Origin of the sequence: Burkholderia sp. THE68 (genome assembly GCF_009938265.1) — a bacterium.
GTDB lineage: Bacteria > Pseudomonadota > Gammaproteobacteria > Burkholderiales > Burkholderiaceae > Caballeronia.
The window spans coordinates 20,443-41,797 of sequence record NZ_AP022319.1 but is presented as its reverse complement, the minus strand read 5'-3'; the positions used below and the strand labels follow the sequence as shown (position 1 = coordinate 41,797).

The 21,355-nt window shown below is 61.2% G+C and carries 18 protein-coding genes and 2 pseudogenes; 11 read left to right on the top strand and 9 right to left on the bottom strand.

Annotated elements, in window-relative coordinates:
* Positions 1–3 precede the first annotated feature (3 nt).
* The 7 genes and pseudogenes from BTHE68_RS28995 to actP all read left to right on the top strand — a co-directional run.
* Positions 4–816 carry an oxepin-CoA hydrolase, alternative type gene (locus tag BTHE68_RS28995; RefSeq protein ID WP_162069768.1) on the top strand — a complete coding sequence of 271 codons (813 nt, stop codon included), beginning with the start codon at positions 4–6 and terminating at the stop codon, positions 814–816.
* Positions 817–828: 12 nt separating this feature from the next.
* Positions 829–2,040 carry a CaiB/BaiF CoA transferase family protein gene (locus tag BTHE68_RS28990; protein ID WP_162069767.1) on the top strand — a complete coding sequence of 404 codons (1,212 nt, stop codon included), beginning with the start codon at positions 829–831 and terminating at the stop codon, positions 2,038–2,040.
* Positions 2,037–3,023 (top strand): NAD(P)H-dependent flavin oxidoreductase, encoded by a 987-nt coding sequence (locus tag BTHE68_RS28985; protein ID WP_162069766.1) that lies wholly within the window; start codon positions 2,037–2,039, stop codon positions 3,021–3,023. Before BTHE68_RS28990 ends, BTHE68_RS28985 begins: the two co-directional genes overlap by 4 nt.
* A gap of 19 nt (positions 3,024–3,042) precedes the next feature.
* Positions 3,043–3,792, top strand: coding sequence for an electron transfer flavoprotein subunit beta/FixA family protein (locus tag BTHE68_RS28980; RefSeq protein WP_162069765.1), 750 nt, complete (start codon positions 3,043–3,045; stop codon positions 3,790–3,792).
* Positions 3,792–4,727, top strand: coding sequence for an electron transfer flavoprotein subunit alpha/FixB family protein (locus BTHE68_RS28975; RefSeq protein WP_162069764.1), 936 nt, complete (start codon positions 3,792–3,794; stop codon positions 4,725–4,727). The genes BTHE68_RS28980 and BTHE68_RS28975 overlap by 1 nt, the downstream gene beginning before the upstream one ends.
* A gap of 52 nt (positions 4,728–4,779) precedes the next feature.
* Positions 4,780–5,097 carry a DUF485 domain-containing protein gene (locus tag BTHE68_RS28970; RefSeq protein WP_162069763.1) on the top strand — a complete coding sequence of 106 codons (318 nt, stop codon included), beginning with the start codon at positions 4,780–4,782 and terminating at the stop codon, positions 5,095–5,097.
* A 3-nt stretch (positions 5,098–5,100) separates the two neighbouring features.
* Positions 5,101–6,617 (top strand): annotated as a pseudogene (gene actP / locus BTHE68_RS28965) (cation/acetate symporter ActP); the annotation flags it as partial.
* A 118-nt stretch (positions 6,618–6,735) separates the two neighbouring features.
* Here the strand turns inward: actP and BTHE68_RS28960 are convergent.
* A complete protein-coding gene (locus tag BTHE68_RS28960) occupies positions 6,736–7,509 on the bottom strand; it encodes a sulfite exporter TauE/SafE family protein (RefSeq protein WP_162069762.1) in 774 nt (257 codons plus the stop codon).
* Positions 7,510–7,706: 197 nt separating this feature from the next.
* Here BTHE68_RS28960 and BTHE68_RS28955 point away from each other — a divergent pair, with 197 nt between their 5' ends.
* The 4 genes from BTHE68_RS28955 (at position 7,707) to BTHE68_RS28940 (ending at position 12,463) form a co-directional block, all read left to right on the top strand.
* Positions 7,707–9,050: an aminotransferase-like domain-containing protein gene (locus BTHE68_RS28955; RefSeq protein WP_162069761.1), complete on the top strand. Its 1,344-nt coding sequence runs from the start codon at positions 7,707–7,709 to the stop codon at positions 9,048–9,050.
* A gap of 128 nt (positions 9,051–9,178) precedes the next feature.
* Positions 9,179–10,006, top strand: a complete 828-nt coding sequence (locus BTHE68_RS28950) for a CHAD domain-containing protein (protein ID WP_162069760.1) — start codon at positions 9,179–9,181, stop codon at positions 10,004–10,006.
* A 523-nt stretch (positions 10,007–10,529) separates the two neighbouring features.
* Positions 10,530–11,411, top strand: a complete 882-nt coding sequence (locus BTHE68_RS28945; RefSeq protein ID WP_502710626.1) for an alpha/beta fold hydrolase — start codon at positions 10,530–10,532, stop codon at positions 11,409–11,411.
* Positions 11,412–11,707: 296 nt separating this feature from the next.
* A complete protein-coding gene (locus BTHE68_RS28940) occupies positions 11,708–12,463 on the top strand; it encodes an SDR family oxidoreductase (protein WP_162069758.1) in 756 nt (251 codons plus the stop codon).
* A gap of 142 nt (positions 12,464–12,605) precedes the next feature.
* On the opposite strand, the gene BTHE68_RS28935 is transcribed toward BTHE68_RS28940, so the two are convergent.
* The 8 genes and pseudogenes from BTHE68_RS28935 to BTHE68_RS28900 form a co-directional block, all read right to left on the bottom strand.
* On the bottom strand, positions 12,606–13,964 hold the full coding sequence (locus BTHE68_RS28935) for an epoxide hydrolase family protein (protein ID WP_162069757.1): 1,359 nt from the start codon (positions 13,962–13,964) through the stop codon (positions 12,606–12,608).
* Positions 13,965–14,302: 338 nt separating this feature from the next.
* Positions 14,303–15,472: an MFS transporter gene (locus BTHE68_RS28930; protein WP_162069756.1), complete on the bottom strand. Its 1,170-nt coding sequence runs from the start codon at positions 15,470–15,472 to the stop codon at positions 14,303–14,305.
* 490 nt (positions 15,473–15,962) lie between these two features.
* Positions 15,963–16,817 (bottom strand): annotated as a pseudogene (locus BTHE68_RS28925) (MFS transporter); the annotation flags it as partial.
* Between the two features lies 1 nt (position 16,818).
* Positions 16,819–18,054 carry a DUF3734 domain-containing protein gene (locus BTHE68_RS28920; RefSeq protein ID WP_162069755.1) on the bottom strand — a complete coding sequence of 412 codons (1,236 nt, stop codon included), beginning with the start codon at positions 18,052–18,054 and terminating at the stop codon, positions 16,819–16,821.
* A 9-nt stretch (positions 18,055–18,063) separates the two neighbouring features.
* Entirely contained in the window at positions 18,064–18,846 is a 783-nt protein-coding gene (locus BTHE68_RS28915) for a 3-hydroxybutyrate dehydrogenase (protein WP_162069754.1), read from the bottom strand.
* Positions 18,847–18,866: 20 nt separating this feature from the next.
* Complete coding sequence (locus BTHE68_RS28910) at positions 18,867–19,664, bottom strand: acetoacetate decarboxylase (protein WP_162069753.1); 798 nt, start codon at positions 19,662–19,664, stop codon at positions 18,867–18,869.
* 251 nt (positions 19,665–19,915) lie between these two features.
* Positions 19,916–20,134 carry a response regulator transcription factor gene (locus BTHE68_RS28905; RefSeq protein ID WP_286202803.1) on the bottom strand — a complete coding sequence of 73 codons (219 nt, stop codon included), beginning with the start codon at positions 20,132–20,134 and terminating at the stop codon, positions 19,916–19,918.
* 281 nt (positions 20,135–20,415) lie between these two features.
* The gene (locus BTHE68_RS28900) at positions 20,416–21,168 is read right to left on the bottom strand and encodes a helix-turn-helix domain-containing protein (RefSeq protein WP_162069752.1); all 753 of its coding nucleotides are present in this window, start codon (positions 21,166–21,168) and stop codon (positions 20,416–20,418) included.
* Between the last annotated feature and the right edge of the window lie 187 nt (positions 21,169–21,355).

Sequence of the window (21,355 nt, the reverse complement as noted above, 5' to 3'; positions counted from 1 at the left end):
TTCATGAATCAATCGATCCTTTCGCGCCGCGAGGGCGCGGTGCAAGTGCTGTCGCTCAACAATCCCGCCGCGCGCAACGCGCTCACGACGGAAACGTACACGGCGCTGCCGGCCGCTCTCGCGAAGGCGCAGCGCGACCCCGATGTCGGCGCGATCGTGCTGACCGGTGTCGGCACTGTGTTCTGCGCGGGCGGCGACTTGAACCGCCTCGCGCAACGCCGCGCGATGACTCCGGCTGACCGGCGCGCGGGCGTCGAAGTGCTGCACGCGATGATTCGCGCGATCCGCGATTGCTCCAAGCCGGTGATCGCGGCGGTCGAAGGCGCGGCAGCGGGCGCGGGTCTGTCGATCGCGCTGGCGTGCGATCTGCTCGTCGCCGCGCGCAATGCGTCGTTCTCGGTGGCCTATGTGAAGGTCGGTCTTTCGCCCGATGCCGGCGCAACTGCGTTTCTGGCCGGCTGCGTCTCCCGCCAGTTGCTGACCGAACTATGTCTCACGGGCAAGCCTGTCACTGGAGAACGTATGCATGCGCTCGGTGTGGCGAATCGGCTCTCGGAGCCCGAAGGCGCGCTTGCGGAGGCCATTGCGATGGCGCAGACGCTCGCGTCCGGTCCGGAGCGCGCGATCGCCCGCATCAAGAACTTGTGCCGCCGCGCGGGCGAAAACTCGCTCGATGCGCAACTCGATCTCGAAGCGGAGTACATGACCGAATCGCTCGGCGACGATGAATCCGGCGAAGGCATTGCCGCGTTCTTCGGAAAGCGTCCTGCCGACTATGTCGCGTTGCGCCGCGGTGCGGCCGTGCAGTCTTCATAAAACGGAACTGTCATGTCCAATCCGATTTCCTCACTGCCGCTCGCCGGCGTCCGCGTGCTCGATCTGTCCCGCGTGCTCGCGGGACCGTGGTGCGCGATGGTGCTCGGCGATCTCGGCGCCGAAGTCATCAAGGTCGAGCACCCGAAGCGTGGCGACGATACGCGCGACTGGGGCATGCGCGTCGGCGCGACCGAGACGACGTACTTCAACAGCGTCAACCGCAACAAGCGTTCGGTGTGTCTCGATTTGCAAACCGAAGAAGGACAGCGCATCGCGCGGGAGCTCGCGCAGCAGTGCGACGTCGTGATCCAGAACTTCAAGTACGGCGGCGCAGAAAAGCTCGGTCTGGGCTACGAGCAGCTCAAGGCGGGCCGCGACGATCTCATCTATTGCTCGATCTCCGGATACGACCGGCGCGGACCGGAAGCCGCGCGTCCGGGCTACGACATCGTTGTGCAGGGCGAGGCGGGGTTGATGGCGATGAACGGCAACGCGGATCAGCCGCCGCTCAAGTTCGGCGTGGCGGCGGTGGATCTGTTCACCGGCATGTACTCGGCGCAGGCCGTGCTCGCCGCGCTCTTCGAGCGTCAGAAGACGGGCAGGGGACGTCACATCGAAATGGCGCTCTACGACTGCGGCCTGATGATCACATCGTATTACGGCCTCGAATCGATGATGCTCGACGACGATCCGCCGCGTTACGGCAACGCACATCCGTCGATCGTGCCTTATGGCGTGTTCGATGCGGCCGATGGACCCGTCGTCATCGCGGTGGGAACGAACCGGCAGTACGAGCGTTTCTGCCGCGAAGTGATCGGACGCCCCGATCTCTTCGATGACGAACGCTTTCGCACGAACATCGTGCGCGCCGCGAATCGCGACGTTCTCGTGCCCGAACTCACGCGCGCGATCGGCGCCTTGCAACGCGCCTTGCTGCTGGAGCGTCTCGCGGGCGCGGGCATTCCGTGCGGCGAAGTCCTTGGTCTGCACGAGGCACTCACGTCGAAGCGCGCGACGGAGGCCGGGCTTATGACGACGGTCCCGCATCCCGAGGCGGGCAGCACGCACGTGCTCGCGCCGCCTTATCGATTCGACGGGGCGCGCCTGCCCGTGCGAAGTGCTCCGCCACCGCTCGGAGAAGGCACGAACGACGTGCTGCAGTCGCTTCTCGGCTTGTCTCACGAGCAACTTTTGCGACTGAAAACCGAGGAGGTCATATCGTGATCGAGTCTGCATTTTCCAATGCCGTTACTGAACTCTTCGGCACGCGGCTGCCGATCGTCGCGGGCAGTCTGATGTGGCTCGCCGATGCGGAATATGTCGCCGCGGCATCGCGCGCCGGCATCATCGGCTTCATTGCTGCGGCCAGTTTTCCTGATCCGCAGACCTTGCGTGCGGAGATCAGACGCTGCCGCGAGCTGTGCGCGGGCGGTCCGTTCGGCGTCAATGTGTCGATGCTGCCGAAGCTTGTGCCGGGCGAGAAGACGCGCGAGGTGTTTGAGCTGATCGTCGATGAAGGCGTGAAGTTCGTCGAAACCTCCGGACGCAATCCCGAGGCGTTCATGCCGCTTTTGAAAGAAGCTGGTGTGAAGGTGCTGCACAAGGTGCCGTCGGTGCGCTTCGCGGTCAAGGCAGCGTCGATTGGCGTCGACGCGGTGGCGATCGTCGGCGCCGAATGTGGCGGGCATCCGGGGCTCGATATGGTCGGCTCGTTCGTCAACGCCGCGTGGGCCGAAAGTCAGCTCGACATTCCGTATCTGATCGGCGGCGGCATCGGGCGTGGATCGCAGCTTGCCGCCGCGCTCGCGATGGGCGCGTCGGGCGTCGTGGTCGGCACGCGTTTCGTCGTTGCCGAGGAGATCTGGGCGCATGACGATTACAAGCGCCGCCTCGTGGAGGCCGGCCCCACCGATACCGATCTGTGCATGGAATCCGTGCGCAACACCGTGCGGACGTTGCGCAATGAAACGAGTGCCGCGGTGAAGGACTTCGAGGCGCGCAATGACAACGTCACGATACAGGACCTCATGCCGATGGTGTCCGGAAAGATCGGTCGCGATGCCTATGTCACCGGCGACTGGCGCAAGGGCTTGCTCGCTGCGGGGCAGTCGCTCGCGTTCACGGACCGCATCGAACCGCTGGCGGATATCGTGCATCGCTTCGAGCGCGACATGATGCACGCGATCAAGCGCGTGGCGATCGGCTAATCAATGCAAGGAGAGTGCAGTGAAAGTGTTAGTTCCTGTCAAGAGAGTCATCGACTACAACGTGAAGGTCCGAGTGAAATCGGATAACACGGGTGTCGATATCGCCAACGTGAAGATGTCGATGAACCCGTTCGACGAGATCGCTGTTGAAGAAGCGGTGCGTCTCAAGGAAGCGGGTGTTGCGACGGAAGTGATCGCTGTGTCGTGCGGCACGACGCAAAGTCAGGAGACGTTGCGCACGGCGCTGGCCATCGGCGCGGATCGCGCTGTGTTGGTGGAATCGTCTGAAGAGTTGCAGCCTTTGGCTGTGGCGAAGTTGTTGAAGGCATTGGTCGATCAGGAGAAGCCGGAACTGGTCATCCTCGGCAAGCAAGCCATCGATGACGACTCGAATCAGACCGGCCAGATGCTCGCGGCGCTCGCGGGTCTGCCGCAGGCGACGTTCGCATCGAAGGTCGTGATCGCGGATGGCAAAGCGACGGTATCGCGTGAAGTCGATGGCGGCGCGGAGACGCTTTCCCTCAAGCTTCCCGCCGTGGTCACCACGGACCTGCGCCTGAACGAGCCGCGCTACGTGACGCTGCCGAACATCATGAAGGCAAAGAAGAAGCCTTTGACGACGGTGAAGCCCGCGGATCTGGGCGTCGATGTCGCGCCGCGTCTGAAGACGCTGAAAGTGGTCGAGCCGCCGAAGCGCAGCGCGGGCATCACGGTGCCGGACGTGAAGACGCTGGTCGGGAAACTGAAGAACGAAGCGAAGGTAATCTGATGACGATTCTGGTAATCGCGGAACACGACAACGCGTCGATCAAGGCATCGACGCTGAACACGGTGGCAGCGGCGGCGAAGATCGGCGGCGACGTGCATGTGCTGGTCGCGGGTTCGAACGCGCAAGGCGCGGCGGATGCGGCAGCGAAGATCGCAGGCGTGAGCAAAGTGCTGCTCGCCGATGCGCCCCAACTCGCCGAAGGCCTCGCGGAAAACATCGATGCGACGGTGCTGAACATCGCGACGGATTATTCGCACATTCTCGCTCCGGCGACCGCTTACGGTAAGAACATCGCTCCGCGTATCGCGGCGCATCTGGATGTCGCGCAGATCAGCGACATCACCGCCGTCGACAGCGCCGACACCTTCGAGCGCCCGATCTATGCGGGCAACGCGATCGCCACCGTGCAATCGAGCGATCCGATCAAGGTGATCACGGTTCGCGCAACGGGTTTCGATCCGGTCGCAGCGGAAGGCGGCAGCGCATCGGTCGAGAAGATCGAAGCCGCCGCCGATGCGGGCCTCTCGCAGTTCGTGAGCCGCGAAGTGACGAAGCTCGATCGTCCGGAACTGACGAGCGCGCACATCATCGTGTCGGGTGGTCGCGGTCTGGGCAGCGGCGAGAACTACACGAAGACGCTGGAACCGCTCGCGGACAAGCTCAACGCGGCGCTGGGCGCATCGCGTGCGGCGGTCGATGCGGGTTACGTTCCGAACGATTATCAAGTCGGTCAAACCGGCAAGATCGTTGCGCCGCAACTGTACGTGGCCGTCGGCATCTCGGGCGCGATCCAGCATCTGGCGGGCATGAAGGATTCGAAGGTCATCGTCGCGATCAACAAGGATCTCGAAGCGCCGATCTTCAGCGTCGCGGACTATGGTCTCGTCGGCGATCTGTTCGCGGTCGTGCCGGAGTTGATCGAAGCAATGAACTAACAGCAGGCCGCGTCCAAAGCGACATCATTCAAAACATGAAGGAGACAGCATCATGCAGCAGGTTCATATCGATCGAACGGCGGCGAGTCCCGCTTACCATCGGCTCGTCGCGCAACGTCGCCGCTTCAGCCTGACGCTGACCGCGCTGATGATCCTTACGTATTACGGCTTCGTCCTTTTCGTCGCGCTGGCGCCGCATCTGCTCGCGCGTCCGCTCTATACCGGCGCCACGATGACGGTAGGCGTCGTCGCGGGCGTCGCTGTCATCCTCGTCGCGCTTGGCATGACCGCATGTTACGTGCTGCGCGCGAACCGGACGTTCGACCCATCGATGAGCGCACTGCTCGCAAGCGTCCAGCAAGGAGACTGAGCGATGAAACTTTTCCACCTCATCTTCGCGAGCCTTATCTCGACGCCTGCGCTCGCTTCGTCGATCGAAGGACCTGTGCCAGATCATGTCGATCTGAATCCGGTCGCGATCGGCACGTTCCTGCTGTTCGTGCTCGTCACGCTTTGCATCACGCGCTGGGCATCGCGCAGGACGCGTACGACGAAAGACTTCTATAGCGCGGGTGGCGGCCTGAGCGGCTTTCAGAACGGACTCGCCATCGCCGGTGACTACATGTCCGCGGCTTCGTTTCTCGGTCTGTCCGGAATGGTCTTCGTGTTCGGCTTCGATGGCCTTATCTACTCGATCGGCTTTCTCGTCGGCTGGCCGTTCGTGATGTTCCTGCTCGCCGAACCCCTGCGCAACCTCGGCAAGTTCACGTTCGTCGATGTGGTCGCCTACCGCTTCGAGCAGGCGCCGATTCGCCTGCTGACCGCCAGCACATCGCTCGTCGTCGTGATCTTCTATCTCGTCGTGCAGATGGTCGGCGCGGGCAAGCTAATTCAGTTGCTGTTCGGATTGCCATACTGGATGGCCGAAGTCATCGTGGGCGCGCTGATGGTGGTCTATGTGTTCTTCGGCGGCATGACCGCGACGACCTGGTGCAGATCATCAAGGCCGTGCTCCTGTTGTGTGGCGCGACGTTCATGGCCTTCTTGGCGCTTGCGCAATTCGGCTTCAGTCTCGACGAGATGTTCCGGCGCGCCGTCGATGTCCATCCTGGCGCGCTCAGCATCATGGCGCCCGGCAAGTTGCTCTCCGATCCGCTCAACGCGCTTTCACTCGGCATCGCGCTGATGTTCGGCACCGCCGGTTTTCCGCACATCCTGATGCGCTTCTTCACGGTTCCGAGCGCGAAGGAAGCGCGCAAGTCGGTGTTCGTCGCGACGAGTTTCATCGGCTACTTTTATTTGCTGACGTTCGTGATCGGTTTCTCGGCGATCGCGCTGCTCGCTCAGCATCCCGAGTTCTTCAAGACCGCAGCCGACGGCCACTTCAACCTGACGCACGATTTACTCGGCGGCTCGAACATGGTCGCGGTCAAACTGGCGCAGGCGCTGGGTGGCAATCTGTTCTACGGCTTCATTGCGGCCGTGACCTTCGCGACGATCCTCGCGGTCGTGGCGGGGCTCACGCTTTCCGGCGCGACCACGGTTTCGCACGATCTTTACGCGTGCTGGCTTGCGCGCGGGAAGGGTGACGATGCGAGCGAAATGCGTGTATCGCGTGTCGCGACCGTGATCCTGAGCATGGTCGCGATGGGACTCGGCGTGCTCTTCGAGCACGTGAACGTGGCGTTTCTGGTTGGCCTGGTGGCGGCGGTGGCGGCCAGTGCGAATTTCCCGATTCTGGTGTCGTCGATCTTCTGGCGTGGCATGACGACGCGCGGGGCGGTGGTGGGCGGCAGTCTCGGGCTGATCAGTGCCGTGCTGCTGACGCTATTCTCGAAGGCGGTGTGGGTCGATGTGCTGCATCAAACGCATGCGCTCGTGACGCTCGACTTCATCGGGCGATATGACGTCGGGCTCAGATGTCCTGAAGTGGTGCACGAGGATGGCATAGACACAGATCAGGACCCACAAGGTGCCGAAGGTAATCAGAAAGTCGTTCACGATGTCCTCACGCGAAATAGCCGCTTACTCCATCCCACAGCAGTTTCAGTGCAGCCACGACCAGCAATCCATAGCAGATCCGGTAGATCTGGCGCTGGTCGAGCATCGAGTGAAAGCGCCATCCGGACACGACACCAGCGGGAATCGCCCACACACAGACCGCCATCAACGTGAGGACGCCCGAGTTGGGCCTCGCGAGCAGCAGCCATGGGACCGCTTTGGTCGCATTGCCCACGGTGAAGAACATGCTGGTCGTTCCCGCGTACATGTCCTTGCTGAGGCCGAGGGGCAGGAGATACATCGCGAGCGGCGGCCCTCCCGAGTGAGCAACCATGGTAGTGATTCCCGAGGCGACGCCGGCGGTGACCGCCTTCGACGCGGAACGCGGGCGAGTGGTCTGCGGCGCCCCGCGAAGAAGCCAGAGTCCGACAAAGATCAGGGTGATCGTCGCCATCATAATCGCGATGGCGCGATGGTCGAGGAAGCGAAAAGTCAGATAGCCGAAGCCAATGCCGGTCACGAGTCCCGGCAGGAGCGCCAGAAGGTCTGGCTTCGACCACGTCGAAGGCTTCCAGTACCGCAGCGCGAACAAATCCATCGCGATGAACAGGGGAGCAAGCAATCCGCCAGCGGTGACCGGATCCATCACAAACGACAACAGCGGAATTCCGATGATCGAGAAGCCGCCGCCGAAAGCTCCCTTCATGAAGGAGATCAGAAATACGCCGGAAAAGGCAATCAGGATGGTGGCGACGGTCAGTTCCGGCATTGCAGGCATCATGCTTCTCCAGTGATTGCTCCGGGCAATGCGACGGCGCGTCACACATGCTGAGCGGCAAGGCCGGCGCACGCTTTGAGCACTGTGGCTTTGCAATGCACGTACAATCGGCTGTGTGAAAACAGAATGCACCGACGGGCTATATCGGTGCAATAAAAACATTGATCTCGGTGCAATAAACATTGAACTCGGTGCAATGTATGCCGAAATCCGATTACCTGAAGTTAGCGGATACGATCGCCGCGGAAATCGCCAGCGGTACGCTCAGGCCTGGCGATCGCCTGCCTCCCCAGCGCAATTTCGCCGATCAGAGAAAGGTCGCGGTATCGACGGCGAGCCGCGTCTACGGGGAGCTATTGCGCCGCGGACTGGTCGTCGGCGAGGTCGGAAGGGGCACTTTCGTTTCAGGTGAAACGAGGCGAGGTTTCGCGGCACCAGGCGAACCGCGCGGCGTCCGGATCGATCTCGAGTTCAACTACCCGATACTTCCGAATCAAACTGAACTCATCGCAAGCAGTCTGAGCGGGCTGGAAAAGTCTGCGGAACTCGGCGCCGCTCTGGGACAGGCAACCAGTGGAGGGACATCAGCAATCCGAAGTATTTCAGCCGCGTATCTATCGCAGGATGAATGGTCACCGTCCCCTGACCAACTGGTCTTTACGGGAAACGGACGGCAAAGCATCGCTGCAGCGGTTGCTTCAGTCGTTCCGACAGGCGGGCGCTGCGGCGTGGAGGCTTTGACCTATCCCTTCATCAAGGGCGTTGCCGCGCGGCTTGGGATCTCGCTGTCGCCGCTCGCGATGGACGAAGGCGGCGTGCGGCCGGACGCAGTCGAAAAGGCGCATCGCGAGGCCAATCTCTCGGCGATATACCTTCAGCCGGCGATCCAGAATCCATTGGGGATGACGATGAGCGCTACGCGCCGGGAAGATCTTTTGCGCGTGGTCGATAAGATCGGTATTCCGATCATCGAGGACAATGTCTACGGCTTTCTCGACGATGTGCCACCGCTTGCCGCGCTTGCGCCGGACACTTGCATCGTCATCGATAGCCTATCGAAGAAAGTCGCGCCAGGTTTGACGCTGGGCTTCATCGTGCCTCCGCAGCGCCTGCGCGAGAGCGTGATGGCATCGGTGCGCTCGGGTGGATGGACCGCATCGGGCTTTGCGTTTGCCGCCGCGCAGCGGTTGATGAGCGACGGTACCGCCACGGAGCTTGCGAGACTGAAGCGTCTCGATGCGGTTGCACGTCAGAAAGTCGCGCTCGACTGTCTTTCGGGTTTCGACATTCAGACAAACGGAAAATGCTTCCATCTGTGGCTGACGCTTCCAGCGCACTGGCGCTCCCAGGCACTGGTCGCCGCCGCGGCAAGACGTGACATTGCGCTGACACCGTCGACGACCTTCGCTGCCTCGTCCGGACATGCGCCGAATGCCGTCAGACTTGCGCTCGCAGCTCCGACACTGGATCAACTGGGTGCGGGCCTGCGCACATTGAGTGCGATCCTTCATGGCCGGGAAGACGATTCCGATTCGACCGAATGACGCCGGTGCGCTTGTCATGACTGTCCACGGGCGACGAACGAATGGCCGGCATGCGGCACAGTTACAGCCGATTTGGGAACGATCCGTGCTTACGTATTGCTTTCGTCAAGACAGTGTTCGAGGATGACATGACGAATCAATACCTCCAGTCAGGCGCCTTGCCTGCGAACGCGGAGTCGGCCTTTTCGGCTTTCGCCACTCCACTTGTTCATGAAGCACTTACGCACGCCGCAAGACTTCAAACGGATCCGGATGCCGAGGGCATGCATGCGCTTCGCGTTGCCATGAGACGCCTGAGGAGCCTTTTCTGGGCATATCGGCCACTGCTCGACGACGCGTTCGACGATCAGCAACGGGCTATCTGCAAGTTCATCGCAACTGCCGCAGGCAACACGCGTGACTGGGATATTCTTGTCGAACTGCTGCGCGACCTCGGAGAAGACGAACTCGCCGACGTGTATTGGGCAAGACGTAGCGAAGCGTACGATTCAAGCAAGGAGACAATCTCGAACGCACGGATCGAAGGGGTCTTGACGGAGGCGCTCAAGGACGCGAATCAGGAACTCAATACTTCAGCGCAACGCACGCCGCTCGAGAAGTTCGCCAGGAAGCGTGTGACCGTTGCGCGCTTGCAGTTGAAGAAAAGAATGATCCGCGCGACGAAGGCAAAACGTTCGAACTATGAGCGCTACCATGAAGTCCGCAAGGCGGGTAAGAAGCTGCGCTATATGCTCGAATTCTTCGGGCCAGTCCTTCCGAAAAAGCAAACGAAGCACGAGAAAGCGCTGAAGCAATTACAAAAAAAGTTTGGCGAACTGAACGACGTAGTAGCCAGTCGTGACCTCATGCGGCTCAATCCGCCAGAGGAATCGTCCGGACTCAGCGCGCGCAAGGCGCTCAAATCGCTTGCGCGCGAAGAACGACGACGCCACCGGAAAGCAGAGCATCTCTTGTAGATATAGAGAGGCGGCCAATCCTTCCAGCGGTCTAGCTGAACATGTGTGGCTGACCTGGCGCTGTCCGTTCATATCTTCCAAGCCTGCTACTGCATCGAGCAAAGCAGCGCCACGCCGACTCCCGATAGCGCCGCGACACGGTGCATCCATGTTGTAGCGCGCCCTTCGGGGTCGACCAGGTTCCAGACGAAGCGCTCGGCGCCGCCGGACTTTCAGAAACAGATGCGGCGCGTCATAGGATTGTTGTCGAACGGGAAACACCGTGCGTTACGCGACCGGAATTGTGCGGCGGTGAGGTGTTGCTTAGCATCCTTTCGGATAGGCGATTGTTCGCCTGTCTATCGCAGGCGATGCGCTCACACAGTTGAGCGCATCGCACAACAAAACCTAGTGCGGTCAAGAAAGGAAGTTCACGATGTCTTCACCTCGCAGCACCCCGCAGCGTGTGTCGCGGCGAAACATGCTGGTCGGCGGCGCTGCCGCGGCCGGCTCGATGGTCGCGGCAGCCTTGCCTGGCCCGGCGATGGCAGCGCAGTCCGCAAAGACGCCGTCCCCCGGCAGCGCGGCCGACAAGGCCTCGGGCAGCTATATCACGACGAAGGATGGCACCCGGCTCTACTACAAAGACTGGGGTGCCGGTCGCCCCGTCGTCTTCTGTCATGGCTGGCCGCTCAGTTCGGACAGCTGGGAATCGCAGATGATGCTCGTGGCATCGGCGGGATATCGTGCCGTCGCGCATGATCGTCGTGGACACGGGCGTTCCAGTCAGCCTTGGCATGGCAACGAGATGAACACCTATGCCGACGACCTCGCGACCGTGTTCGAAGCGCTTGATTTGCGCGATGTCGTCCTCGTGGGCTTCTCCACCGGCGGCGGCGAGGTGGCGCGCTATCTCGGACGACATGGAACCCGACGCGTCTCCGGAGTGGTGCTGGTGTCGGCCGTGCCACCGTTGATGCTCAAGACCGCCGCGAATCCGCTAGGCCTGCCCATCGACGTGTTCGATAGCCTGCGGGCCGCCCAGCTCGCCAATCGATCGCAGTTCTACAAGGACGTGCCTGCCGGCCCGTTCTATGGCTTCAATCGTCCTGGCGCAAAGCCCTCGCAAGGCCTGATCGATGCGTGGTGGACCCAGGGCATGCAGGGCGGGCACAAGAACACCTATGACTCGATCAAGGCGTTCTCCGAAACGGACTTCACCGAGGACCTGAAAAAGATCGATGTCCCCACGCTGATCATTCACGGTGACGACGATCAGATCGTGCCCATCGACGCCGCAGGGCGAGCATCCGCGAAGCTGATCAGGAATTCGAAGCTGATCGTTTATCCCGGAGCGCCTCACGGCTTGACGGACACACACAAGGAGAGGTTCAACGCAGACCTGCTGGCATTCATTCAGAGCTGAAGTCGAAAGCGGCTGAGCGAGGCAGCTTCGGACACGCCATACCTTCCATCATCTGATCCATCGATTGAGCCGTTGCTCATGAAATGATGAATCGTGGAATGGTATGGCGACTCACACAGGTGCTTCATTTCAAATTCATCACGCATGCCTTTCAAATTTATGTTTAATTTTCCTGGAGAGCGTCTATGTTTTTATGGTGCGTTGTCCTTTGCGCACGATGCTGAGGTGGCACCGCGTTGGCGCTTCGTTCGGATCTCTTGAGCTTTCCTCCAACGATCGACGATGGAGAGTGAATCATGCGGATAGTTATCATTGGTGGTACCGGGCTGATCGGTTCGAAGACCGCTCCCATTCTGCGTCAGGCTGGCCATGACGTCATCGCTGCCTCACCGAGCAGCGGCGTCAACACGCTCACAGGTCAGGGACTCAAGGAAGTCCTTGCGGACACGCAGATAGTGATCGACCTCGCGAATTCGCCGTCGTTCGACGACAGCGCAGTGCTGGAATTTTTCGAAAAATCCGGCCGGAATCTCCACCCAGCCGAGGCCGAGGCAGGTGTCAAGCATCATGTCGCGCTGTCGATCGTCGGGGCCGACCGGACGCCCGAAAACGGCTATTTCCGCGCGAAGGTTGCGCAAGAAAAGCTGATCGAGGCTTCTGGTGTTCCCTTCACGATCGTCCGTTCGACGCAGTTCTATGAATTTCTCGGCGGTATCGCCGATTCAGGCACGGAAGGGAACACCGTGCGGCTATCACCGGGCCCGTTCCAGCCCATTGCGTCCGACGACGTCGCCGCCTTTGTCGCCGATGTGGCGCTTGCCGTCCCGTGCAACGGAATCGTTGAAATCGCGGGTCCGGAACGCGCGCCGTTTGACGAAATCGTCGGCCGCTATCTGAAAGCGAAGGGCGACAAGCGAGAAGTCGTGCGTGACGCGCAGGCGCGCTACTTTGGTGGCCTCGTCGGAGAGCATTCGCTCGTGCCACTCGGCGAAGCGCGCATCGGCCGCATCGGATTCGATGAGTGGTTTCGGCATTCGCAGGGCAAGTCGTGATTCCCGCAGCAAGCGATTTTGAGGAACGCCTCGTAGATGAAAGCGAGCCGCTCGAAGCGAGCGTCGGGCATGATGGGCCAGAACGATGCGAACGATCGGATGTTTGATGACGACTCCGTATCCAGCTTCGAGCGCCGTCGAGCTATGTGCGCAATGACCTCAATCCAGCGCGCACTTCCTCGGCAAACAGGTCCGGCTGTTCCCACGCCGCGAAGTGTCCGCCCTTGTCGAGCCGGTTGTACCAGATGAGGTTGTGATACGCGCGCTCTGTCCAGCTTCGCGGCGCCTGATAGTTCTCGCGCGGAAATACGCTCACCGCGGCGGGAACCGCCACATCGGCGGCGGCGAGGAAGTTGAAATGCGATTCCCAGTAGAAGCGCGCCGAGGAGACGCCGGTGTTCGTCAGCCAGTAGAGCGTGATGTCGTCGAGCACGTCGTCGCGCGTCATCGCACCTGACGATTCTCCGTTGACGGTGTGCCCGAACACTGCCGAAGTCAGCGCGGCAGCGGGCTGCACATAACCGTCGCCGTGATCGAGCAGCCAGGCCGCCAGACCGATGGGCGAATCCGCGATGCCATACAGCGTTTGCGGGCGCGTTCCCATTTCCAGCGCGTATGCGCGGCGTTTCCTCGCAGCGCTGGCGAGCTGGTCGTACGCATGCTTCTCTTCATCGTCGAGGCCCACGGGCGGCGCATCGCCGGCTTGCAGCGCTTTGGCGATATCGGCGGGAACGGTCGCCGGGAAGTTGACGTGAATGCCGAGCAGTTCAGGTGGCCTCTGCTTGCCCATTACGTTCGCCACCACGCCACCGAGATCGCCGCCTTGCGCCGCGAACTTGTCGTATCCGAGCCGTTTCATGAGAGTCACCCACGCGCGTGCGGTGCGCTCGGGTCCCCAGCCGGTCGTGCCTGGCTTGCCGGAGAATCCATAGCCCGGCAGAGAAGGAATGACCAGATGAAAAGCATCCGACGAACTCGCGCCGTGCGCGGTCGGATTGATCAGCGGATCGATGATCTTGAATTGTTCGATCACTGAACCGGGCCATCCATGCGTCACGATGAGCGGCATCGCATTCTCATGCTTCGAGCGGACGTGAATGAAGTGGATGTCGAGTCCGTCGATTTCGGTGATGAAATTCGGATAACCGTTCAGTTTCGCCTCGCACTTGCGCCAGTCGTAATCCGACGACCAGTGACGCGCGAGTTCCTGCATCATCGCGAGCGGCACGCCTTGTGAATCGTCAGACACGGTTTCGCGTTCCGGCCATCGGGTCGCCCTGATTCGTCGTCGCAAATCGATGAGTTGCGCCTCGGGAACGTTCACGTGAAGCGGACGGATCGCGTCCTTGTCGCCATTCGCGGCCTTCGTCACCGAAACAATCGATGATTCCTTTTCGGCAAAAGCGAGCTGACTCAACGATGCTGCCGCGACGCTGGCCGCCGCGGCCCCAACGAAGCGGCGGCGTGATGGTGACTGCGGATGGGCTTTGTTATCTGACATGAGAACTCCTGAGGAGGATGATGCTATCGACGCGTTTGGAGAAATGCGCGATTCAGCGCTTTACAACGATAGGTCTGCTCGCCTCAATTTGCATTTGCAATACCCCGGTGTCCTGTTACTGACGATGTTCGAGTGCGGCGCGCGATTGGAAGTATTGAAGCGTGCAGTCGTATCCCGCACGTGTCGAAGACGAGGCGTTGTGTAAGCGCGCGTATCCGCCGGTGCGGTAGATACGTTGCGATACAGAATGGGCCGTGCTGGCTCAGCCAGAATGAGTGGGCGGGAAGGGGTAGCTCTCGCTGCGGCGGCCGGCCCGAATTGAATCGCGTGAAGGGGTTTCAGGCGCGCGACAATGTGTCGATGCCACGCCGGTCACGCAGGATCGCAAGCAACAGGGCCGTGATGCCGCACAGGGTGATGAGCGCCATCAGCGCACCCGGGCCTATATGGACCAGCACCCAGGCGCCGAGCGCCGGGAAGCCGAACACGCCGACAAAATACGAAGCGACGAACCATGTCAGTGCGGCGTGACGGTGGCCTGCATCGGAGTCGTTGACCACCTGCGTCTCGATCACCGGATAGACGAGTCCGAAGCCGGTGCCGAGCAACACCGCGCTCGCGGAATGAAACATTACGTGATAGGGCACCGCGAACGTCGCGAGGATCCCGAGCACCATGAGCGTGAGCAGGACTTTCGTCGCGACCTCCCGGCGCGCACGAATCACGAATTGCCCGAGCAGCCAGCGCGTGGCGGCAACCGTCACGGCGTAGACGCTGAAGAACGTGCCCGCATGCGCGCCCGTGCCTTGCATGAGCGACATCTGGAAGGTCATCAGGCCCGAGAACACGCACGCGCCCAGCGCGATCATCACGATCGGATAGACTGCGCGCGTGTGGAATATCGCGTGAACATCGCGCAGCCCTTGTTTCTGAACTGGCGATCGTCGCTTGCACGGCGCAGTCCTGCCGAAGCTCTCCAGCATCAGCGCGCCGATCACGCAGAGGCCGCCGATCAGGTACAGCACGCTATTGACGGGCCAGTGCCAGTAGCGGATCGTGAGCGCCGCGAGTCCCGGTCCGCCGGTCATGCCCGTCATCTGGAACGTACCAAGGCGCAGAAACCAGCGGCCACGATCGGAATCGCTCGTGCGCTCGGCCAGCGCCATCGGCGCGGCCAGATAGAAGGAGCCCCAGCCGAAGCCCATGAAAAACCCGGGCAGCACGTTCAGCGGGCTCACGCGCTCGACGAACCCGAAACCCGCCAGGCCCAACGCGATGAACAGTGCGGACAGCGCAGTCATGCGCGCGGCGCCGACGTGCCGGGCAAGCCAGCCGACGAGCAAGATGCCGCCAAAGGTGCCGAGCATCGCGCCTGCGAGCGCCTCTCCGGTATCGAGATCATTTCCGCCGAGGAGCTTGAAATGCATCGAGAGAAGAAAGGTTGCGCCATACCCGCAGGCGGTAAGCAAAGTACCGGTCAGCACGAGAAGAGCGCTGGATGCGTTCATGAGCGGCGTCGACGAAAAAGTTAGCGCGACTGGATCAGTCTCCGACTCATGATCGCACGACGGCAAGGAACTTGCGGAGATCGAGGCGGCTCGAGGGATAGAGACAACTCCACGATTCAATACTCAGCTAACTTCACGCCAATACGCTGGCCTATATCGAAACGCTCCGGAAAGAGTCGACACGACTTTCCAGCGAATGAATCGATATGGATCGAGCGGTTCTATAGTCGCGCACCTTGGAATACCTGGTAAATGCGCTGAACTTTAACGCCGGACGTCAGATTTTTATGCGCTGTATCACGCACATCGATTCACGGGCAAGGTTTAGGGACCTGCGCCGAATTGTGATCAGTGCCGACAGTGCAAAAGGCAAGGCCAGCGCAAATTTCATTTAGGTCTTCGTATGGAATGAGTTGAAGAACTGAGCCCCGATTCGTAACCGATCGTGTAGATGAACATGCGCAGCATCGGAGCTTTGACGCCACTCGTCGGGCGTCAGAGGCCTGCCCAGCGCGCCGAAAAAGACCCCGCCGATCGCCGCAGTGCCGAACGCCGCTCCAATCTGCAACGTCGACGCCGCCACACCCGCCGCCAATCCCGCCTTTTGCGGTTCGGATTCGGCCAGCACGATGCGGACCATCGAAGGAAGGATCAGGCCTTGCCCGATACCCGCGAACACGAGTCCTGCATAGAAAGGCAAATCGAGCAGTGCCGATCGCGTGGCCGCACAGCCGGTCACTGCGAAGCCGCAGGCCAGCAACGCGAAGCCGAGTGTCAATACACGTGCGCCGATCCGTTGCACCACGGCGGGCGACGTTAGCGGCCCCGCCAGAAAGCCGAGGGCAAACGGCATGATCGCGATGCCCGATGCAAGCGGCGACCAATGCAGTCCGGTTTGCAGATAGATGCCCTAAGCGAGGAAGAAAGCGCTGTTGCAATAAAACAGGAACGGCAGCAATAGCCCGAGTGAAAAGGCCGGATTGCGGAAGAGCCGCAGATCGACCAGCGGATCACGACGTTTTGCCTGAGCGTGGCGCTCGGTCCGGACGAACCACGCGCACGCCGGCGCGACCAGCGCGGACATGACGAGCGTCCAGGCAGGCCATCCGGCCTCACGGCCATGCGTCAGCGGATAGATCACGAGCAGCAGCATCAGCGACAGTGGCATCACGCCCGCCATGTCGACCCGGGTCCGCACAGCGGGCCGGCTTTCGGGCAGGAAGTACCACGCTCCGATAGAGGCGAGCAGGCCGACAGGCAAGTTGAGCAGAAAGATGCTGCGCCAGTCGAGTCCGAAGGGGTGGAACGTGATGAGTGCTCCGCCGCCGAGTTGCCCGGCGATGGCTTCACGCGCGCAGCGCTCGCCCCAACGCGTGCTCGCCTTTCGTACGAAGGTGCGCCTCTACCCGATGCACATCGTGCGTGACGAAGCCATGCTCGCGGCTCGGAATATCGAACCAGTCGCGATGCGCAAGCGAGTTGCGGCAATCGTCCAGACCCGTCTGCCAATGCTCGCGCATCGTATCCACACTGAACTCGTAGTCCTTCGAACTGCCTTCGTACGACTTGTTCTTGTAGATCAGATGCACGACGTTGATCGAACTGCCGTCGGCGGCCGCTTTGGCGATACGGAAGATCGGGTCGGTCTTCGCGACATTCTCCGGCACGTGCTTGAGCACTTCCTTGAGAAGCCGCGCGTGTTTCTGCCGGTCGGCGAGCAGGTCAGTGATCGCGCGTGTGCGGCTCGAGTACTGGATGTCCTTGGTGCGTTCTGAAATGCCGAGGAAATCAACGGGCGTCTTGCCGCGCGCGCTCCATAGATCGACCTGAAAAATCAGGGAATTCTTGTGCTCGGCCTCCGCGAGGATTTCGGTGAGCGGCGTATTCGACACGAGGCCGCCGTCCCAGTAGTACTCGCCGTCGATCTCGATAGCCGGAAAGCCCGGCGGCAATGCGCCCGACGCCATGAAATGCTCCGGCACCAGGCGGATTCTCGTATTGTCGAAATAGACGAGATTCCCGGTGCGCACGTTCACCGCGCCCACGGACACCCGAATCGGACCATCGTTGATGCGATCGAAATCGGCGTAATTCAATAGGGTGGCCTTGAGCGCCGCGGTGTCGTAATAGCTGACACGGGCGGGATCGAGCCGGTCGAGCCCCGCGAGCGGCAACGGGAAGCGCGGCACGAAGAAGCCCGGCTGGCCTTCCGCCAGAGCGCGTCCTGCCGCCCAGTTGCTGGTCCACTTGCGCACGAGCTCATTCAGGCCCGCGTACGGCAACATCAACGCGCCGGCATTCGCGACCCAGTCGCGCGGCCGGCAGATCGCATTCCAGAATCCGTGCAGCGCTCTCACGCGGTCCTCCGGCGCATTGCCGGCGATGATCGCTGTATTCAGCGCGCCGATCGACACGCCCGCAATCCACGTCGGATCGATGCGCACTTCGGCGAGACTTTCGACCACGCCGGCCTGATACGAGCCCAGCGCGCCGCCGCCCTGCAGAACGAGTGCTATCTCGTCGTAGCGCGGCATCGCGAACTCATCGGACGGCCGGCTGATTTCCTTTAGTTCGTTGCGCATGGGTCACCCTTATTTCATTTCCCAGCCGTGGCTCACGATGATCGACTGGCCCGTCAGCGCGGACGATTCGAAACCCGCGAGAAAGGCCACGGTGTTCGCGACGTCTTCGACCGTAGTGAATTCGCCGTCGACGGTTTCCTTCAGCATCACGTTCTTCACGACGTCCTGCTCGGAGATGCCGAGTTCTTTCGCCTGCTCGGGAATCTGCTTTTCCACGAGCGGCGTGCGCACGAAACCGGGACACACGACGTTCGCGCGAACCCCGCGTGGACCGCCTTCCTTGGCGACGACACGGGCAAGACCCAGCAAGCCGTGCTTGGCCGTGACGTACGCCGACTTCAGCTTCGACGCTTCATGCGAGTGCACCGAGCCCATATAGATGATCGAGCCGCCGCGCTTGCTGTCGTACATGTGTCTGATAGCGGCCTTGGTGGTCAGGAACGCGCCGTCGAGATGAATGGCGAGCATCTTCTTCCAGTCGACGAATGCGTACGCTTCGACCGGTGCGACGATCTGAATGCCCGCGTTCGACACGAGCACGTCGATGCTGCCGAGTTCCTTCACCGTGCGCTCGATGCCTGCGTTGACGGCTTCTTCGCTCGTCACGTCCATCGAGACGGCGATCGCCTTGCCGCCGCTTTCGACGATGCTCGCAGCTACCTTTTGCGCATTCGCGAGATTCAGATCGGCGATGACGACCGCTGCGCCCAGGCTCGCGAGCTTGCGCGCGCATTGTTCGCCGATACCGCTTGCTGCGCCCGTCACGAGCGCGACTTTGTCTTGCAGAGACATGTTGATTTCCTTTATCCGGATCAGACAGCGTGGAGGGAGGATTCGCGCGAGTGTTTCGCGTGTTGCGTGTTCTGCGCGAGATAGTCGAAGGCCACTTCGCCGATATCGAGCGTGAGATCGGCAATGACGTGGCGCGCGGCGACCACGCGCTTTACCGGCAGGTCGGCGACCGGCGCGAGCGCATGTGCGTGGAGTTCGAGGGCGGCGGGGCCGCTCCATGCGCCGAGCACGGTGACGTCGCGCAGAAAGAAGCGCACGAGCTCGCAGACGCGCACGCTGCCGTCGACGTGCGGAATAACCTTCAGCAGATAGTTGGGCGTGTCGGCGAGCTTCGCGCGCTCCGCCTCGATGTTGAGCGCGTGATGCTTGTAGCCCATCGTGCCAGTCGCCACGCGTTGCGTGCCGTAGTCGAGCGTGCCGAGCAGCGTATCGTTACCGTCGACGCCGAGCGTCGGGCGCGCGAGCTTCTTCGGAAAGCCCCAGATTTCACGTCCGCCGGCAATCGGACCCTCGTCGTCGAGGTACATCGAGTGCGTGTAGTTCGCGAGGCGCCCGTCCATGTCGCGCACGGAAATCACCTGACCGCTTTCCGTGTAGTCGCCGAAGCCCGACGAATCCGGCATGCGGATGAATTCATAATGGACGAGCGCGTTCTCGGGCCGCAGCGGCTCCGGCACGATGGCGCGTAACGCGTCCATATCGGTTTCGTAGGAGATGATGAAGTATTCGCGATTGCAGAACCGGAACGGCGGGCGCGGATAGGCCGGATTTTGAAACGGCATTGCGAAGGCGGACTGGCGGATGGAGTCGATGTCCATGTGATCTCTTCATGTGGGAGGGAAGGGAACCACCCGCGCTGCGCGTTTCATTCGCTGCGCGTGGAAGGCTTGGTGTAGTCATGTTGAGCCAGCAGAGTTAGCGCGGAATTATTTGTCGCTGCTAACGCCATGCTGGATAGCGCAGAACCACGTTACAGCGCACAGGGCGCCTATCGCTCAAGTCGATGAAGGCGCTTTATCAGAATTCGCGATTGCGCCCGTCAATCTTTTGCTTGTTGTGGGAGAAGCCGTCAATTGAGAGTGGCATAGCCGGCTTGACGACGCAGGAGGGCGCGGAGGCGTGCGAGCACCTCGCGAACATCGAACGGTTTGAGTATGCAATCGTCCGCGCCAATATCGAGAATATGCACGCGCGCCTCAGGATCGCCGGATATGTTGAAGGTCAGTACCGGCACCTTGTTGCACGACTCTCGCGACGCTCGGAGCAGTTCGAGAGCGCCGCCGCACATCAGGCCCAGGTCGAGCAGGACAACAGCATAGTAAGCAGCGCCGATGGCGAGCCTGCCGGCGCGCGCGTCGCATGATATTTCTTCTGAGTTACGGCCTTCTGGCCGCCGTTCAAGAAATCTGGGTTCAGTCCAATAAATTCGGCCTCCGAATATATTCGATCAGTCTTCCCGGAAGATATGCCCGTTGCCGCTTGGGTTGATGCGATCAGTCGAGCAAATGTAGTGTAGATCGATCAATTGCTTTAGTCTGTCCTACCGAAACAGGACAGACATGTCGCAGGTCAGCCGATCAGCGCTGTCAGTGCAACAAGTTCGCGTTGCGTGGCGATGCCCAGCTTCGCGAATGCGCGCTGCTTGTAGGTGACGACGCTCGCTGGCGACAGAGCGAGCATGGCGCCCGCAGTTTTGGCCGTCTCGCCACCCCCGAGCAGTCTGGCCACCGAGCGTTCACGTTCGGACAGCGCGGTGTGCCATTTGACCGACAATTCGCGCGATATGCGTGGCGTCGCCGACAGCCTCAAGTGAATGGACACGAGCGAGACCAGCAGGTCAGCGAATCCGGTAATGCGAGTTTTGTCTTCGTCGCTGAAACGACCCATCTCGGTTGAGCGATAGAGGCTGAGAAAGGCCGTGTTGTCCAAGTCCGGCACGATGATCGACAACTTGTCCACCAGTCCCGGCTCGAGGAAAAAACGCTCGTAATAGGTTTCGTCGAATTGGCGTTCGGGCATCAGCGAACGCATGACCGGTTTGGCTGACGGCGTGGCTCCGGAGGTGGCGAACTCATGCACAAGCGGATCGTCGCGATAGCAGCCACCGACATATGCCTCCGTCAAACGTTCGCCGGCACTCTTGCGTCGGCTTGCGAACGCAGACAGTTCCGCATGGCGCGTCCTGACGTTGACCAGCACGCAATGATCGACATCAACCAGTCCTTGAAGCGCATCGATAAGGCCGAAGCCGAATTCGTTCGTGCCTGCCGCGCGAACACAATGGGAGAAGGGGAGGATGCCTGCACAGTCTCGCGCGTTCATAGTTAGCTCAGCCTTGAAAACGATGCCGTGTGATCGCGCTCGAAGAGCATGAGCCGATTGCCGGTTGAGCGCCGGGCGGCAATCGCGCGTGAGCAGTTCGGCTAGACTGTGCCGCAACAATTCGAAAGGATTAGCTCACGCAGTTGAACTTAAAGAGTCAATACTATATAAGTCCACTTGCATACCA